A 16558-nucleotide genomic window follows, 5' to 3' on the forward strand; every position below is an offset into this window, starting at 1 on the left:
CCGGTCTTGTCCCCGTCCCCGGGCGCCGCCGAAGCGCGGTGTGACCGAATCCGCCCTCGGGTGCCGTCTGCTAATGCGGTGGCAGAGAAGGAGCCCGTCCGGATACCTTCTCCGAGCCGGCCGCGGGACTTCGGCTGCGACTTCCGGGACTTGCCTGTCAAGCGATGATTTCGTTGTTCGCGCCTCCATTCCCCGGTCGGCGTCTGCGTCCACCGGGGGAATCATGAACACGCCCGAAAGCCCTGCCGATCTCGTCGCCGCCGAAGACCTCCTGCTCTTCGTGAATGCGGCGATCACCGCGACCGGACAGCGCGAGTTCCGTTCCGGGGCCATCAGCCAGCATCTGTCACTGGACTTCCTGCACACGTACGTACGGGTCAATTACCGCCGTGTGTACGCCGCTTGCCTGGCTCTCGACATCAACGACCACAACGCCGCCCGGATCGTGCTCGGGCTGCTGGAGACCGCGGGCGAGGCGAGTACCGAGGAGCGGCGGGCCGAGGGGCGGCTGATCGCCGCCCGGCTGGCGCTGCTGCCGCCGCAGCGGGTCTACCGCCTCTTCGGCGAGGTGCGCCGGGCCGGGATCAACAACCGGCGTACCCGGGCGATCCTGCGCGACTGGCTGGCGGCCCGGCCCGATCTGGGGCACGACGCGGTGAAGTACCGGAGCGGGGTGAAGACGGCCGCCCGCCATGTCCATCTGCGCTGTCCCGAGGGACCGGCGCGGATGGCCGAGGTGGGGGCGTTCCTGTTCCGGCCGGGGAAGCTGCCGCGCTACGGGCACCCGCTGCTGGACGCCTGGCGGCGCGCCCACTACGAGCAGGGGGCGGTGGCCGAGCTGCCGTTCAGCGTCGCGGAGGGGTTCGCGGCGCGGCACGGGATGAAGCGGGCCGTCTTCCTGGAGCGGGCGGCGCCCCGGATGACCCGGCTGGAGCGGCTGCGCACCCAGGAGCAGCGGGCGGTGGGCGACCGGCGGCCGGATGTCGATCTGGCCGTGATGCCACTGACCCGGCTGGCGCTGTACGTCCTCGCGCTGCCCTTCGCGCAGCGCGCCGCCCGCCGCGCCGAGCTGACCGGTGCCCTGCGCACGGCGGCGCGCCGGGCCGCCGGCGGGCATGCCGGGAGCTGGGGGCGGGTGCACGCGGTGCTGGACGACAGCTTCTCCTCGTCCGGGTCGGGGCAGAAGCGGCGGCGGCCCCTCGCCGTGGCCCTGGCCTGCCACTATCTGCTGGAGGCGCTCGCCGCGCCGGGTGCGTACCGGGCGGTGTGGACCTCGGGGCGGGGCGACGCCCTGCTCGTACGTCCGTGGGGGCCGACCCCGCTCGGGATGCGGGTCCTGGACGCGCTGGAGCCCGGTCCGGGTGGCGCGGTGCCGGACCGGCTGGTGATCGTCTCGGACGGCTGGGACAACGCCCCGGCGGGGCTCGCGGGCGAGGTGCTGCGGGTGTGGCGCCGACGGCTGGACCCGGGGCGGCGGACGGCCGTGGTGCACGTCAACCCCGTATACGACAGCGAGGGGTTTGACGTGCGGCGGCTGGCGGCGGGGGTGCCGACGGCCGGGATCAGGGATGCGGAGGATCTGCCCGCGCTGGTGGAGATCGCCCGGTTCGCGGAGGGGCGGGCCGGGGCGGCAGAGCTGCACGCGTATCTGGACCGGCGGGTGGCGCGGTTCCTGGGAGCGGGAGTGGGAGCAGGAGTGGGAGCAGAGGTGGGAGATCGAGGGGCCGTCGGAGACGGGCGGCCCGGACGGGAGGCGGTGTCGTGAACCGGCTGGAGCTGACCGGGCTCACCACCCGGCCCTCGCAGGTCTGGGGCGGGGTCCGGCTCGTGCCCCTCGTGCGGGAGGAGCCGGTCGCCGGGCTCCGGCTGCACCGGGAGGTGTACGAGGGGCTCGGTGCGGGGATCGTCGAGCTCGACGACCGTACGCACTACGTCTCGTACATCCCTCACGGGCTCGTCGCCGACTGGTCCGGCGAGGGCTCCGACGCGCGGGACGGGGGCGGGCAGTCGGCCGCGTACGGGACCCAGTTCAGCGGGCTGGAGGCCGCGCGCACCGTCCGGCTGCCCCGGCTCGCCCACCACCGCACGGCCAAGCGGCGCCCCGGCGACCGGCTGCGGTTCCTGCCGCTCCACCTGGCCCTGGAGGGCTACCTCGCGCTGCACTTCGGCGGGCCGTCGACCGCCTGGGAGGAGTGGTCGCGCCGGGCGCTGCAAGCAGGGCTCTCGCCGCGCGCGGAGGACACGTACCTCGGGTGGTCGGTGCGCGGGCTCGGGGACGCGCTGCGGGTCTTCGAGATCCACCCGGACCAGTGCGGGGTGATGGTGTACGTCTCCGACGCGCTCGCCGCCGCGTTCGTGGTGCCGCACCCGGAGGACTACCGGCTGCTGCACGCCTCGCTGGTGGAGGACCTATACGGGGAGCTGGTGCACCAGTACGGGCTGTACGGGGCGCCCGTGCCGGAGTTCGGGGCGCGTATCGGGGGCGAGGAGCACATCCGTACGCTCGCCGGTCTGCGGGCGGCGGCGCTGGGGCAGGAGCGGGCGTGGGCGGAGGCGCACGACGGGCTGTTCGCGCGGGAGCTGCTGGATTCCTCGTACGGGTTCGAGCGGGTGTACCGGATGGGGTCGTTCACCCTGTGGCGGTTCCTGCCGCCGTTCGTCCGGGACGGGAGCGGGCAGCACATCGGGGAGACGATCACCGACCACAAGGGGCGGGTCGCCTATCTGAAGACGTTCCGGCTCTCCGACCCCCAGATCCGGCGCGGCCACCTGCTGCACACCCTGGCGGGCGCGGACTGGGAGCTGTCCCGGGCGGCCGAGGCGCTGGGGGCGACCCGGGAGGAGCTGGTGCGGCGCATCCGGGCCGCCGGGTTCTCCGCACTCCTCAAGGGGAACGTGTGACGAGACTCCTCAAGGGCAACGTGTGACGAGTCCCCACAAGGCGCCCTTTTTAACGCAGGGAACCTCGGTAACACGGGGTTCACACTCGGGCAACGGACGGGAAATCGCGTCTTGCCAAGCTGCGCGGCATAGACCGCTGCACCCGCAAAGGATGGCGTCCGTGACGTTCAAGGCTGAGTACATCTGGATAGACGGCACCGAGCCGACCGCCAAGCTTCGCTCCAAGACGAAGATCATGGACGGCACGCCGTCGGGCGACGTGGCGGATCTGCCGATCTGGGGCTTCGACGGTTCCAGCACCAACCAGGCGGAGGGCCACGCCTCCGACCGGGTGCTGAAGCCGGTCTTCACCTGTCCGGACCCGATCCGCGGCGGTGACGACGTCCTCGTCCTGTGCGAGGTCTTCAACATCGACATGACCCCGCACGAGTCCAACACCCGGGCCGTGCTCCGTCCGGTCGCCGAGCGGTTCGCGGGCCAGGCCCCGATCTTCGGCATCGAGCAGGAGTACACCTTCTTCGACGGCCACCGGCCGCTCGGCTTCCCCGAGGGCGGCTTCCCGGCCGCGCAGGGCGGCTACTACTGCGGGGTGGGCGCGGACGAGATCTTCGGCCGCGAGATCGTGGAGAAGCACCTCGACAACTGCCTGGCGGCGGGGCTCGGGATCTCCGGGATCAACGCCGAGGTCATGCCGGGCCAGTGGGAGTTCCAGGTGGGCCCGCTCTCCCCGCTGGACGTCTCCGACCAGCTGTGGGTGGCCCGTTGGCTGCTCTACCGCACCGCCGAGGACTTCAATGTCTCCGCGACGCTGGACCCGAAGCCGGTCAAGGGCGACTGGAACGGCGCGGGCGCGCACACCAACTTCTCCACCAAGGCGATGCGCGAGGGGTACGACGCGATCATCACCGCGTGCGAGTCGCTGGGCGAGGGCTCCAAGCCGATGGACCACGTGAAGAACTACGGCGCGGGCATCGACGACCGGCTGACCGGTCTGCACGAGACCGCCCCGTGGAACGAGTACAGCTACGGCGTCTCCAACCGCGGCGCCTCGGTCCGTATCCCCTGGCAGGTCGAGCAGGACCGGAAGGGGTACATCGAGGACCGCCGTCCCAACGCCAACGTCGACCCGTACGTCGTCACGCGGCTGATCGTCGACACGTGCTGCACCGCGCTGGAGAAGGCCGACCAGGTCTGATCCCGACGCCACGCGTCTGTGAGGGGCCCGCCGGTCATCGGACCGGCGGGCCCTTCACGTACGTTTTCGCGCTCGTTCGAGGCGTACGGAATCAAAAGTGAGCGCGATAAAGCGCAGCGTGAGGAAGGTAACGCCGGGCGGGCGTATCGACGGGTGAGAGAAGTCTGATGCACAGCCGCAATGTCTGCTTCAATGGAGCCATGGCCAGCTTCCAGTACATCGCGTCGGGTCGCAGCGACCTCGAGCCGTTCTGGCCTTCCCGTCAGCACCATGATTTCGACCGGGTGTGTTGCCGCGCGTGGAACGCGCAGGCCCTCTAAAGCCGCTCACCCCGGCCTTCGGTCCGCGCGCACGACGCAAGTCCGTCCTCGACGACTCCTCGCGCGAAAGAGCTGACCCTCCATGGCGAACACCCGTACTTTCTCCGCCGCCTCCGCTGCCACCGCGGCCTCCCCGGCGCCCGCTGCGGCCAACCCCACCGCCCGCTCCCTCTCCCCCAACCGCCACCGGCTGCGGGCCGTCGACCGGGACGAGGTCGCCCGGCTCTCGGACGTGGCCGACTTCCTGCCGCCGGGCGCGACCTGGCTGCCCGCCCCCCAGCACACGCTTCCCGCCCTGCCGGGGCAGCCGCCGATGATCGGCTACCTGGTGCTCGTACCGGCCGACCAGCAGCCGGCGCTCGCCGGGGCGGTCGCCGCCTCCCAGCACGGCCGCCCGGTCGACCGGCAGGGCCGCGCGCCCTTCGTCCAGCAGCCGGTGCCGGAGCCCGTCGAGGAGGCGGCACCCGGTCCGGTCCGGATCGACTCGACCCGGCGCACGGCCTCCGTCGACGGGGTCACCCTCGACCTCACGTACCTGGAGTTCGAGCTGCTGGCCCATCTGGTGGCGCACCCCCACCGGGTGCACACCCGCGACCAGTTGGTGACGACGGTGTGGGGTTACGGGCATGTGGGCGACGGGCGCACCGTCGACGTCCACGTGGCCCGGCTGCGCCGCAAGCTCGGTGCGGAGCACCGCCGTTCGATCCAGACGGTCCGCCGGGTGGGGTACAAGTACACGCCCTGACCGGCCACTTGCGCACCCCGGCCTCCCGCGCATCCGGCGGCCCCGGACCACGGTCTCGTTTCCCGTGGTCCGGGGCCGCCGCCGTGCGGCCCCGGCCGTCGGCCGGGGCTCCTGAGGGGGGTGGTGCCAGGTACACCATCGGGTGGGTGTCGGACCGGCTGCCCGGGCGGGAGCGGTGTGGGCCAGACTGACTGCGGAACGGGGCCCGTTCGGGTCCGGTCAGGGGAGAGGGACGACGATGAACGCACTCGTGACACGGATTCGGCCGCCGATGCTGGCGGCGGGGCGGGGGCTCTTCCTGTCGGTCTACGGGCTGGCCGTCTCGATCGTCCTGTTCGTCCTCGCGGTGGTGTCGATCAGCCTCATCCTGCTGGGCATCGGTGTGTTCACCACCCCGGTGGTGCTGGCGGCGGTGCGCCGCCACGCGAACCAGCGACGGCTGTGGGCGGAAGCCTGGTGCGACGTGCGCATCGCGGCCCCGTACCGCCCGTTCCCGAAGGATCTGCGCGGCGGGGTCACCGGGCAGGTGGAGCGCACCACGCTGCTGCTGAAGGACCCGGCGACCTGGCGGGACCTCCAGTGGCTGCTGGTCGACATGACGGCCGGGACCGTGCTGGCCGTGCTGGCCGCGGCGCTGATGCTCTACCCGGTCGAGTCGGTGGTGCTGGCGGCGGGGCTGTGGCGGGTGTTCCAGGACGGCGACCCGTACTGGTACGGGTTCGTGCCGGTGGACAGCCAGCTCACGGGGCTGGCCGCCCTGGCGCTCGGCGCGGCGCTCTTCACCCTCGGCCTGCGGGCCGCCGAGCCGGTCCTGCGGGCGCACTTCCTGCTGGCCCGTACGCTGCTGGCGCCCACCCCGGAGCAGACCCTGGCGCAGCGCGTGGACCGGCTGACCGAGACGCGGCACGAGGCGGTGGACACCGCCGCCTCCGAACTACGGCGCATCGAGCGGGATCTGCACGACGGGGCGCAGGCGCGGCTGGTCGCGATGGGGATGAACCTGGGCACGATCGAGGCGCTCATCGAGAAGGACCCGGCGCAGGCGAAGAAGATGCTGGCCATGGCCCGGGAGTCGTCGGCGGAGGCCCTGACCGAGCTGCGCGACCTGGTCCGGGGCATCCACCCGCCGGTCCTCGCCGAACGCGGCCTCGGCGACGCGGTCAAGGCGCTGGCCCTGCGGCTGCCGGTCACCACGGAGGTGGCGGTGGATCTGCCGGGGCGGGCGGAGGCGTCCGTGGAGTCGGCGGCGTACTTCGCGGTGAGCGAGCTCCTGACCAACGCGGTGAAGCACTCCGGGGGCGACTGCGTCTGGGTGGACCTGCACCACACCGAGGGGATGCTCCGGATCTCCGTGACGGACAACGGCGGCGGCGGTGCCCGGATCGGATCGGGCTCGGGCCTGAGCGGGGTCGAACGGCGACTCGGTACATTCGACGGTGTCCTGGCCGTCAGCAGCCCCGCCGGCGGCCCCACCATGGTGACCATGGAGCTTCCTTGCGTGTTGTCCTAGCCGAAGACCTCTTCCTGCTGCGCGACGGACTGGTGCGCATGCTGGAGGCGTACGGGTTCGAGATCGCCGCAGCCGTGGAGACCGGGCCCGAACTGACCAAGGCGCTCGCCGAGTTGGAGCCGGACGTCGCGGTCGTCGACGTCCGGCTCCCGCCGTCGCACACGGACGAGGGCCTCCAGTGCGCCCTGGCCGCCCGGCGGGCCCGGCCGGGGCTGCCGGTGCTGGTGCTCTCGCAGCACGTGGAGCAGCTGTACGCACGGGAGTTGCTCGCCGACGGCAACGGGGCCATCGGCTACCTCCTGAAGGACCGGGTCTTCGACGCCGACCAGTTCATCGACGCCGTACGACGGGTGGCGGCGGGCGGCACGGCGATGGACCCGCAGGTCATCTCCCAGCTCCTGTCGCGCCGTTCGCAGGACAAGCCGATGGGCGGCCTCACCCCGCGCGAACGGGAGGTGATGGAGCTGATGGCCCAGGGCCGGTCCAACGCGGCCATCGCCGGTCAACTGGTGGTCACAGAGCGGGCGATCGCCAAGCACACCTCGAACATCTTCGGAAAGCTCGGCCTGCCGCCCTCGGACGACGACAACCGCCGCGTGCTCGCGGTGCTCGCCTATCTGGACCACGGCTGACCGGTCCGGCCGGGGGCCGCCCCCGTGGCCGGCCGGCTCCCGGCCCGGCCGCCCGGTCGGCCGGAACTTCCCACGAATCGGCCGGGGGACTGAACGGGCCGCCGGGCCCGCCCGTATGAGACGTCACGCTTCTCCCTCGAAGCAGAGGAGTCCCATGCGACGCACAGCACGTACCCCCCGCACGTCCCGCAGGAAACGCTCCAGCCTGGCCAACCGGGCCATAGCCGCCTCCGCCGCCCTGATCCTGGGCGGCGGCGGGCTGGTGGCGGTCAATGTCTACGCCTCGGCGGGGGAAGGGCCGTCCGGCTCACCGCCCACCCGGGCCCAGAACACGGCCCGCCAGATGTCCACCATCGACTGTCCCGATGCCGGTAACGAACTGTCCGACGTACCCGAGCAGGCACGCCCCGAGGTCGACCGTGAACTCGCGGCGATGGATACCCAGATCACCGATGCCTACCGGCAGTTCGCCGACCGCAAGGAGCAGATATCCCAGGACCCCGGCCTGGCCGAGAACGCCGTGCTCGGCCCGTTGCGGAGCAAGCGGTCGGCGAGCCTCGACCGTATCGGCATCGCGATCGGACGCGTCGGGGAGCGCCCCGCGGGGATCGAAGGTCTCGCCGGATGCAGCCTGCGCGCCGACGACAGCGCCCCCGGCAACGGCAATAGCAACGGCAAGGACGGCGGCAATGGCGGCACCGGAGGCCAGGACGACGGCCAGGGCCAGGACCAAGGCCAGAATCAGGGCCAGGGCGACAACCAGGGCCAGGGCGATGACCAGGGCAACGGTCAAGGCCAGGGCAACGGCCAGGGCGGCAACGGCCCCGTGGCCTCCGATTTTGTCGACATCCAGTCCGTCCAGCCCAACGTCGACCGCCCCCGCCAGCGCCGGGGCGCCTCCCGGGGCACCTTCACCACCGACTGCGGCCGCAACGAGAACGGGAAGTTCAACCCGGACAACGTGATCGTCGCGCCCGGCGTGAGCAACGGCGCGCACCACATGCACGATTACGTCGGCAACCAGGCCAACGACGCCTTCGCCAGCGACGACGATCTGGCGAACGGTGTCACCACCTGCCGCAACCAGGGTGACCGGTCGTCCTACTTCTGGCCCGTGCTGCGCCTCCAGAACGGGCAGGACGAGGCCGATGCGAACGCCGACGGAGGAGGAAAGGACCAGAACGTCGGCCAGATCCAGACACCGTCCCGGGTGACGCTGAAGTTCGTCGGCTCCCCCGTCGGCAGGGTCACCGCGATGCCGCGCTTCCTGCGGATCATCACCGGGGACGCGAAGGCGTTCACCAACGGCGACGCCAACGCCAACGCCTCCTGGAGCTGCACCGGGTTCGAGAACCGCCAGCTGAAGGACAAGTACCCGATCTGCCCCGAGGGCAGCCAGGTGGTGCGTACGTTCGCCTTCCAGAACTGCTGGGACGGGCGGAACACCGACAGCGCCAACCACCGCACCCATGTGGCCTTCGCCCAGCCGAACGGGCGCTGCCCGAAAGGATTCCGGGCGGTGCCGCAGCTGGTCCAGCGGATCGTGTACGACGTGCCGCCGGGGCCCGGCTTCGCCGTCGACTCCTTCCCCGAGCAGCTGCACAAACCGATCACCGACCACGGCGACTTCATCAACGTCTTCGACCAGCGGCTGATGAAGAAGATGGTGCGGTGCATCAACGACGGGCGCCGGTGCCGCTGATACGCCACCGAGGGCGCCCCTGCCGGTGCCGGTTCCGGTAGTACGACACCGGAACCGGCACCCGTAGCGCCCGTCCCCCCTGAACCTGCGCGGTCAGCTCCCGTGGTGACCGGAGTGCCCTTCCTCGCTCCCCCCATCCCCGCTCTCCCCCGAGTGGTGCGGCGAGGCGGTCTCCACCGTCCCCCCGAGCCGGCCGCGCAGCGCCGCGACCACCTTCGCCTCACCGACGGCGACCCACCGCCGGCCGACGAGGTACGAACCGCCGTAGTCCTTGGCCTCGTTGATCCACTCGCGCTGGCCGCGGTCGGTGGCGAAGGTGGTCAGCACGTAACGCCCGCCCGTAGTGGTGCAGTTGGCCTGCCGCAGCTCCTGGGCGTCGGTCTGTACGTTGGGTTCGCAGCCCGCCTTCTCGGCCAGCTGCTCCAGGGTTCCCGTCGCGGTCGGCGGCGCCGAGGGACGGTCCTTCCCGGCGCCGTCGGCCGCTTCCTGTTCGCCGCCCGCGCTGCACCCGGTCAGGAGCAGCAGCGCTGCCAGGAGGGTGCCCGCGGCCCGGGGGCCGACTCCGACTCGCCATTCCGGTTCTGTCGCCATCGCCCCATCCTGCACCCGGGACCGGGCTCAGGGATGGACTACGGCAAGACTCACGACATAGGTCTCCTCCACCTCTCCGGCCGGGAACTGAGCGGCCAGCAGGGCGCGTTCGCGGTCCAGACAGTCGCGTACCGCCGCCGGGTCCGCGATCAGGAAGTCGGAGTAGGTGGCGATGTTGGCGAGGTGCGTGGCGATCGGTACGCGGCGGCTCCAGGTCACCAGCCGGGTGCGGAAGTCGAGCCCCTCGGGCAGTACGGCGCGGAAGCGGGCCCGGTTGTCGTACACGGTCGGGACATCGGCCCCGAAGAAGGTCCGCAGCCGCCGGTCCTGGTCGCCGATCCACTCCACGGTGGTGTCGGAGTCGTTCCACCACAGGGCGAGCGCCCCGCCGGACCGCAGCACCCGGCGCGCCTCGGGGACCGAGCGGGCGGGGTCGGTCCAGTGCCAGGACTGGGCGTACGTGATCAGGTCCATGGAGCCGGTCCGCAGCGGCAGCCGGTTGCCGTCGCCCCGGACCACGGGCACATCCGGCAGGCTCCGGCGGAACTGCTCGGCCATTCCGTCGCCCGGCTCCACCGCGGTGACCCGGGCGCCCCGCTCACGCAGCCGTGCGGTGCCGAGTCCGGTGCCCGCGCCGACGTCCGCGACCCGGGCTCCGGCCAGGGGCAGTCCGGCGAGCTCCTCGACGGCGTCGAACAGGGCGGGCGGGTAGGAGGGGCGGTTGGCGGCGTAGGCGGCGGCCGCCGCGTCGAAGGAACGCGCCTGCACAGGTTTCGTCATACAACCATCATGGCCCGGCGCTCCGTCGCCCGGCCACGGGAAAATCCGTGCACGCCCCTGTTCCCGCCGGGTACCCGTCAGTACATTGACACCATGTCTAACACGCAGCCAGCGGCGGTCGCGTCGGAGCGGACGCCGCTCAAGGCCCGCAAGGTCTCCTTCGCCTGGGAGCAGACCCCCCTCCACTGGGTGCCGGGCGACCCGTTCACCACGCACACCATCAACGTGCTCCACCTGCTGCTCCCGGCCGGGGAGCGCTGGTTCATCCATGTGTACCGGCAGGTCCTCCCGTACATCCATGACGAGCAACTCCGCGAGGACGTCATCGGGTTCATCGGGCAGGAGGCCGTGCACTCGCAGGCGCACGACGATGTGCTGCCGCATCTGCGGGAGTTGGGGCTCGACCCGACCCCGTACACCGCGCAGGTGGACTGGTTCTTCGAGAAGCTGCTCGGGGACCGGACGCTGCCGCCGGGGCGGCCCTCGCACTGGTGGCTGATGGAGCGGGTGGCGATGATCGCGGCCATCGAGCACTACACCGCCTTCCTCGGCGACTGGATTCTCAACGCCGAGGCGCTGGACCGCAAGGGCGCCGATCCGACCATGCTGGACCTGCTGCGCTGGCACGGCGCGGAGGAGGTCGAGCACCGGTCGGTGGCCTTCGAGGTGTTCATGCATGTCGACGGCGGCTACCGCAGGCGGGTGCGGACCTGGGCGGCGGCCTTCTCGGCGCTCGTCTTCCTCTGGCAGCGCGGCACCCGGTTCTTCATGGAGAACGATCCGAGCCTGCTGGACGGCAAGGCCACGTTCAAGGCGTTCCACGCCAGCGGGAAGGAAGGGACGCTGCCCGGCACCGGCGCGATCCTGCGGTCCATCCCCAGCTACCTCAGCCGGTCCTACCACCCCTCCCAGGAGGGCAGCACCGCCCAGGCCGTCGACTACCTCGCCCACTCGCCCGCGGCGCGCGCCGCCGAGGCCCGTACGACGGGAGGGTCCTGACCCATGGCCCTGCCCCGTCTGCGCACCGTGGCCGTCGTCGCCGGTGCCGCCCTGCTCACCCGGCGGGCGCTGCGCCGCCGGATCTCCCGGTCACCGCTGTGGCCGATGCCCGCCCTGCCCGAGCCGATATCCGGGTACTCCCGGCGGCGGGCGACCACCGTCCGGCGGCTGCTGATCACCGAGCGGACCGCCGTCGCCGACGGGGTCGTACAACTCCGTCTGGAGGGTGCCCAGTTGCCGCGCTGGCAGCCCGGGGCCCATCTGGATCTGGTACTGCCGTCCGGGCTCGTGCGGCAGTACTCGCTCTGCGGCGATCCGGACGACCCCGGTACGTACACGGTCGCCACCCGGCTGGTGGCGGACGGGCGGGGCGGCTCGCGGGAGGTGCACGAGCAGCTCCAGGAGGGCGCGGAGATCGAGGTGCGCGGGCCGCGCAACCGGTTCCCGCTGGTGGCGGCGGATGCGTACGTCCTCGTCGCGGGCGGCATCGGGATCACCCCGATCCTGCCGATGCTGCGTGCGCTGGCCGCTTCGGGGGCCGACTGGCGGCTGGTGTACGGGGGCCGCTCCCGGGGGTCGATGCCGTTCCTGGACGAGATCGAGAAGCTCGGCGCCGAGGACGGGCGGGTGACCGTGGTCGCGCAGGACGAGGCGGGACACCCGGACGCCACCGCCGTACTGGCGGACATCGCCCCGGGCACGGCCGTCTACTGCTGCGGACCCGAACCCCTGATGGCCGCCGTCACCGCCGCGCTCCCCGAGGGCTGCACCCTGCACCTGGAGCGGTTCTCCGCGGCGGGCGCCGACGGGGCGGACTCCGGGGCCTTCGAGGTGGAGCTGCACCGCACCGGGCGTACGGTCCGGGTGGCGGCCGGGCAGTCGGTGCTGGCGGCGGTCCGTGAGGAGCTGCCCCATGTCCCGTACTCCTGCGAGCAGGGCTTCTGCGGTACCTGCCAACAGCGCGTCCTGGAGGGCGAGATCGACCACCGGGACGAGCTGCTGACCGACGACGAGCGCGCCGACTCGATGCTGATCTGCGTCTCGCGCTGCCGGGGCGGGCGGCTCGTCCTGGACCTGTGACGGGTGCCGGTCCCTGAACCTGTGGAAGCCACGCGGCCGTACCCCGGTTAGGCTGTCCGGATGACGACCGGGGTACGGCGCAGGATGGGCGTCGATGAGCGCAGGCAGCAACTGATCGGCGTCGCGCTGGACTTGTTCAGCCGGCGCTCGCCCGAGGATGTGTCGATCGACGAGATCGCCGCCGCCGCCGGGATCTCACGGCCGCTGGTCTACCACTACTTCCCGGGGAAACAGAGCCTGTACGAGGCGGCCCTGCGGCGGGCGGCCGACGAGCTGGCCGACCGCTTCCTGGAGCCGCCTGAAGGGCCGCTGGGGGCACGGCTGTTGCGGGTGATGGGGCGGTTCTTCGACTTCGTCGACGAGCACGGCCCGGGCTTCTCGGCGCTGATGCGCGGCGGCCCCGCCGTCGGCTCCTCGACGGCGAACGCCATGATCGACGGGGTGCGGCAGGCCGCGTACGAGCAGATCATCGCCCACCTGGGGGTGGAAGACCCGCCCGCCCGGCTGGAGTTGGTGGTCCGCTCCTGGGTCTCGCTCGCCGAGTCGACCGCGCTGATCTGGCTGGACGGGCGGCGCATCCCGCGCGAGGAGCTGGAGATCCAGCTCGTGCACGACTTCGCGGCGCTGGCCGCCGTCAGCGCCGCCTACGACGAGGAGATGGCGGGCATCGTGCTGCGGGTGCTCACCCAGGAGCCGGAGGAGGGCCCGTTCGGGGACCTGCTGGCCCGGCTCTCCGCGCTCGCGCCCGCCGCACCGGCCGTACCGGCGCAGCGGCTGCCGCACGAAAGTCCCTAGGTCAGAAGGCCGTTGCGGTGGGAGACCCGGCGGGCGGCGGCCAGGAGGGCGTGGATCTGCGGGCCCGCCTGGTCGATCTCGGTGACCGGCTTCGGGAACGGGAGCCGTACGTCGCGGTGGCTGCGCGGGTACTCCAGGCGCAGGGTCACGCCGTAGCGGTCCATCGCCAGGGGCACGGCCCGCACCATCCCCCGGTCCGGGTGGGGGCGGACGAGGCGCAGCAGCAGCGGGACGAGCTCGCTGTGGTCGTCGACCAGATGCGTCAGCATCCCCGCCTCGCACGCGGCGACCGGGTCGGTCTCCGTCCGCTCCAGCTCCTCGAGCGTGATGAACGAGCGGCCCTCGGCGTCCTCCAGGACCGCCTGGCCGAACTCCATGCAGGTGGAGCTCTCGGTGTCGGTGCTGTACGGGGCCGCCAGCAGCCCGGTCACCGTGACCCGGGCGCGGAGCCGGTCCCGTACGGGAGTGGGGGCGATGTCCGTGAACTCCAGGCGGGCCGGGACCCGCTCCCCGGCCGGGGCGTGGCCGCCCTCGGTGGGGGCGTGCAGGTGGATGTGGCCCATCGCCCCCGTGCCGTCGAGGCGGCGGACTTCGGTCTGCACCCCGTCGCTCACCACCGTCATCGAATGGGCGACGACGAGGATCGAGCGGACGCGCTCGGCGCGGGTCGGCTGCGTGGCACGGGCGCTGAAAGGACGCATCCGAGTTCTCCAGAGGCGGTCAGGAAACCCAAGCGGTTACTTAGGCATGCCTAACCTAACCCAGGATGGTGTGACAGGGGTAGTCCGCCGTCCGGAACGGCCCCCTCAAAAGTGGAGCTCGCTGGTGAGCGCGGCCGCGAGGCCGACCTCCGCGTTGTCCGACTGACCCCGTTCGAAGGCGCGCTGATACGCCTCGTCGCCCACGGCGGCCCGGGCCTGGAGCTCGCAGGTCTCACGGACCGGACCCAGCTCGGGGGTGCCGCGCTGAGGGTGGCCGACCATCCGCCAGTACGCGTGCCCGGTGCCGTAGACCCTGGCGGCCTGGGCCCCCGCGCCCTGGGCGGCGATGGCGGCGGCCAGGAGGTCCAGGCCCAGCGCGATGCCGAAGCTGTCGCGGAGCCGGTGCTTGCCCGCGAGCATCGCGCGGGCGTGGGCGGCGGAGTCCGCCGGGCGGCCCTGGAGGAGGGTGATCAGGGCGAGCTGGTAGTCGGCGTAGGAGCGGGTCCAGTACTCACCGCCCCGCTCGCAGGACCGGCGCAGGGCGGCGGCGGCCCGGGAGGACTCGCCGAGCCGGCCGAGCGCGGTGAGCGCGAAGACGGTGATGAGGCGGCAGCGCAGGCGGTGGGCGGACTCGACGGGGGCGGGGGCGGGGGCGGGGTCGGGGTCCGCATCGGTTCCGGGGGTGGGGTCCGCATCGGCTTCGGGGGCGGGGGCGGGGGCGGTTCCGGGGGCGGGGTCGGGGTCCGCATCGGATTCGGGGGCGGGGGCGGTTCCGGTTCCGGGGGCGGGGTCCCCATCGGTTCCGTGCACAGGGTCCGCGCCGGTTCCAGCGGCGGACTCCCCCGGTTTTCCAGCCCCCGGCCCTCCGGGCTCTCCCGGTTCTCCGGCCCCCCGGCTCCCCGGACTCCTCCGGCCCCCCGGCCACCCCCTCCCCCCGGCGCCCCATCCGGCCGCCCCGGCTCCGTCATGCGCAGTACCCGTTCGGCCGCCTCCAGCGCCGCGGCGGGCCTGCCGGTCATCAGCTGGGTGAGGCCCGAGAGGTAGGTGGCGCCGAGCATCCCCTCGTCGTCCCGGTCGTACAGTGCGATGGCCGTGCAGAGCGCCCCGTACTTCTCGGCAGTCGCGAAGTCCCCCTGGAGCAGGGCCGCGACGCCCAGCACCCACTGGAGCCGCGTCCGGTGCGGGCCGTCCACCGGGCCCGCGTCCAGGGCCCGTTGGGCGTAGCCGCGCGCCTCCGACAGATGGCCGCAGCAGGCCCAGAAGAAGCCGACCCGGCCCGCCATCTCCTGGGCTGCCGCCACATCGTGGGTGAGCAGGTGGTCCAGGGCGGCGCACAAGTCCAGGTGGGTGTCGGCGACCGTGTGGTACCAGGAGATCTGGTCGGGGCCGGTCCAGCCGTCGTGGGCGCGGCGGGCGAGGCCGAGGAAGCTTCTCGCGTGCCGGTCGGCGGCGGCCCGCTCCTCGCCGAGTTCGGTGAGCCACATGCGGCCGTACTCGCGCAGGGTGTCGAGCATCCGGTAGCGGGTGCCGTCCCACTGGACGACGGACTGGGCGACGAGCCCCTGGAGCGCCCGGTCCACCTCGGGCGGGGTGAGCGGCCCCCCGGTGCAGACCTCGCGGGCGGTCTCCTCGTCGAAGTCCGTGCGGAGCAGGGTGAGCCGGGCCCACAGGAGCCGTTCCAGCGGGGTGCAGAGCTCGTGGCTCCAGCCGATCGTGGTGCGCAGGGTGCGGTGGCGGCGGGGCCAGAGGGAGTCGTCGGCGAGGAGGTCGAGGCGGGAGGCGGTGAGGTCCTCGGCGACGGCCGGGGCGTCGAAACGGGTCCCGATGCGGGTGGCGAGCTGGGCCACGGTGTGGCGGCCGATGCCCGCGGCGGCCAGTTCGATGGCGAGCGGGATGCCTTCGAGGCGACGGCAGATGTCGGCGGCGGCGGCCCGGTCGCCCGGGGCGTCCAGCCCCGCCCGGGGGTCGCCCGCGCGCAGCCGGTCCTCGAAGAGCCGGAGCGCGTCGGGGGCGCCGTCGACGGGCAGCGGCGGGACCCGTACGACGTGCTCGCCCCGGGTGTCGAGCGGCTGCCTGCTGGTGACCAGCACGGTCAGGCCGGGCGAGGTGGTGAGCAGCTCGGCCAGCAGGTGGGAGCAGGGGGTGCGCAGGTGTTCGGCGGAGTCCAGGACGAGCAGGAGGCGTTTGTCGCTGAGCCATTCGCAGAGCGCCTCGACGGGCATCCGCAGGGTGTGGTCGGCGAGCCCGACCGCGTCCGAGACGGTGGGGAGCAGCAGGGCGTCGTCGTAGAGCGGGGAGAGGTCGGCCCACCAGGCGCCGTCCGGGTAACGGTCGGCGGCGGCGCGGGCGGCCCGGACGGCGAGCCGGGTCTTGCCGACACCGCCGGAGCCGATCAGGGTGGTCATCCGCCGCGTGGCCAACGCGGTGTCCAGCCGAGCCAGTTCGGCCCGCCTCCCGACGAAGCTGCTCGTCTCGTCGGGCAGGAATCCCACGTTGGTCATCATCACACCGTCCGGCACGCTGGAGCTGGGGGCGCCGGTGAGCCGACCGCCCCGAACGGGGCTCCCGCCGCGCGAACCGGGCCGGTCCCGCCTCCCCGACGAGAGG

At 72.7% G+C, this 16558-nt stretch carries 13 protein-coding genes and 1 pseudogene; 10 read left to right on the top strand and 4 right to left on the bottom strand.

Annotated features, from left to right (window positions below; all coding sequences use genetic code 11):
• The first annotated feature begins 223 nt into the window (after positions 1 to 223).
• The 7 genes from B7C62_07790 to B7C62_07820 all read left to right on the top strand — a co-directional run bounded on the left by B7C62_07790 (position 224) and on the right by B7C62_07820 (position 9005).
• Positions 224 to 1765, top strand: coding sequence for a hypothetical protein (locus tag B7C62_07790; GenBank protein ARF72186.1), 1542 nt, complete (start codon positions 224 to 226; stop codon positions 1763 to 1765).
• A complete protein-coding gene (locus B7C62_07795) occupies positions 1762 to 2901 on the top strand; it encodes a hypothetical protein (GenBank protein ID ARF72187.1) in 1140 nt (379 codons plus the stop codon). Before B7C62_07790 ends, B7C62_07795 begins: the two co-directional genes overlap by 4 nt.
• Positions 2902 to 3061: 160 nt before the next feature.
• A complete protein-coding gene (locus B7C62_07800; protein ARF72188.1) occupies positions 3062 to 4096 on the top strand; it encodes a glutamine synthetase in 1035 nt (344 codons plus the stop codon).
• A gap of 402 nt (positions 4097 to 4498) precedes the next feature.
• Positions 4499 to 5161, top strand: a complete 663-nt coding sequence (locus tag B7C62_07805) for a transcriptional regulator (protein ID ARF72189.1) — start codon at positions 4499 to 4501, stop codon at positions 5159 to 5161.
• 238 nt (positions 5162 to 5399) lie between these two features.
• Positions 5400 to 6671, top strand: a complete 1272-nt coding sequence (locus tag B7C62_07810; GenBank protein ID ARF72190.1) for a sensor histidine kinase — start codon at positions 5400 to 5402, stop codon at positions 6669 to 6671.
• Entirely contained in the window at positions 6656 to 7303 is a 648-nt protein-coding gene (locus tag B7C62_07815) for a DNA-binding response regulator (GenBank protein ARF72191.1), read from the top strand. Before B7C62_07810 ends, B7C62_07815 begins: the two co-directional genes overlap by 16 nt.
• Before the next feature lie 154 nt (positions 7304 to 7457).
• Positions 7458 to 9005: a hypothetical protein gene (locus B7C62_07820; GenBank protein ARF72192.1), complete on the top strand. Its 1548-nt coding sequence runs from the start codon at positions 7458 to 7460 to the stop codon at positions 9003 to 9005.
• Between the two features lie 93 nt (positions 9006 to 9098).
• Here B7C62_07820 and B7C62_07825 read toward each other — a convergent pair whose 3' ends face one another.
• The gene (locus B7C62_07825; protein ID ARF72193.1) at positions 9099 to 9596 is read right to left on the bottom strand and encodes a hypothetical protein; all 498 of its coding nucleotides are present in this window, start codon (positions 9594 to 9596) and stop codon (positions 9099 to 9101) included.
• A gap of 27 nt (positions 9597 to 9623) precedes the next feature.
• A complete protein-coding gene (locus tag B7C62_07830; GenBank protein ARF72194.1) occupies positions 9624 to 10376 on the bottom strand; it encodes an SAM-dependent methyltransferase in 753 nt (250 codons plus the stop codon).
• 93 nt (positions 10377 to 10469) lie between these two features.
• Here B7C62_07830 and B7C62_07835 point away from each other — a divergent pair, with 93 nt between their 5' ends.
• The 3 genes from B7C62_07835 to B7C62_07845 are packed head-to-tail and all read left to right on the top strand — an operon-like array spanning position 10470 to position 13250.
• Positions 10470 to 11375, top strand: a complete 906-nt coding sequence (locus B7C62_07835) for a metal-dependent hydrolase (GenBank protein ARF77037.1) — start codon at positions 10470 to 10472, stop codon at positions 11373 to 11375.
• Positions 11376 to 11378: 3 nt separating this feature from the next.
• A complete protein-coding gene (locus tag B7C62_07840) occupies positions 11379 to 12455 on the top strand; it encodes an oxidoreductase (protein ARF72195.1) in 1077 nt (358 codons plus the stop codon).
• 60 nt (positions 12456 to 12515) lie between these two features.
• A complete protein-coding gene (locus B7C62_07845) occupies positions 12516 to 13250 on the top strand; it encodes a TetR family transcriptional regulator (GenBank protein ARF72196.1) in 735 nt (244 codons plus the stop codon).
• Here B7C62_07845 and B7C62_07850 read toward each other — a convergent pair.
• Together B7C62_07850 and B7C62_07855 are read right to left on the bottom strand one after the other, a co-directional pair.
• Positions 13247 to 13951, bottom strand: coding sequence for a DUF2470 domain-containing protein (locus B7C62_07850; GenBank protein ARF72197.1), 705 nt, complete (start codon positions 13949 to 13951; stop codon positions 13247 to 13249). The genes B7C62_07845 and B7C62_07850 overlap by 4 nt on opposite strands.
• Before the next feature lie 105 nt (positions 13952 to 14056).
• Positions 14057 to 16455 (bottom strand): annotated as a pseudogene (locus B7C62_07855) (regulator).
• Positions 16456 to 16558: the final 103 nt, after the last annotated feature.

It is taken from the genome of Kitasatospora albolonga (assembly GCA_002082585.1).
GTDB lineage: Bacteria > Actinomycetota > Actinomycetes > Streptomycetales > Streptomycetaceae > Streptomyces > Streptomyces stephensoniae.

What these genes read in the sequence shown, in the direction of transcription:
- B7C62_07790 (ARF72186.1), top strand. Translation starts at nt 224, where the DNA reads ATGAACACGCCCGAAAGCCCTGCCGATCTCGTCGCCGCCGAAGACCTC.
- B7C62_07820 (ARF72192.1), top strand. Translation starts at nt 7,458, where the DNA reads ATGCGACGCACAGCACGTACCCCCCGCACGTCCCGCAGGAAACGCTCC.
- B7C62_07830 (ARF72194.1), bottom strand. Translation starts at nt 10,376, where the DNA reads ATGACGAAACCTGTGCAGGCGCGTTCCTTCGACGCGGCGGCCGCCGCC.
- B7C62_07840 (ARF72195.1), top strand. Translation starts at nt 11,379, where the DNA reads ATGGCCCTGCCCCGTCTGCGCACCGTGGCCGTCGTCGCCGGTGCCGCC.
- B7C62_07825 (ARF72193.1), bottom strand. Translation starts at nt 9,596, where the DNA reads ATGGCGACAGAACCGGAATGGCGAGTCGGAGTCGGCCCCCGGGCCGCG.
- B7C62_07810 (ARF72190.1), top strand. Translation starts at nt 5,400, where the DNA reads ATGAACGCACTCGTGACACGGATTCGGCCGCCGATGCTGGCGGCGGGG.
- B7C62_07835 (ARF77037.1), top strand. Translation starts at nt 10,470, where the DNA reads ATGTCTAACACGCAGCCAGCGGCGGTCGCGTCGGAGCGGACGCCGCTC.
- B7C62_07850 (ARF72197.1), bottom strand. Translation starts at nt 13,951, where the DNA reads ATGCGTCCTTTCAGCGCCCGTGCCACGCAGCCGACCCGCGCCGAGCGC.
- B7C62_07805 (ARF72189.1), top strand. Translation starts at nt 4,499, where the DNA reads ATGGCGAACACCCGTACTTTCTCCGCCGCCTCCGCTGCCACCGCGGCC.
- B7C62_07845 (ARF72196.1), top strand. Translation starts at nt 12,516, where the DNA reads ATGACGACCGGGGTACGGCGCAGGATGGGCGTCGATGAGCGCAGGCAG.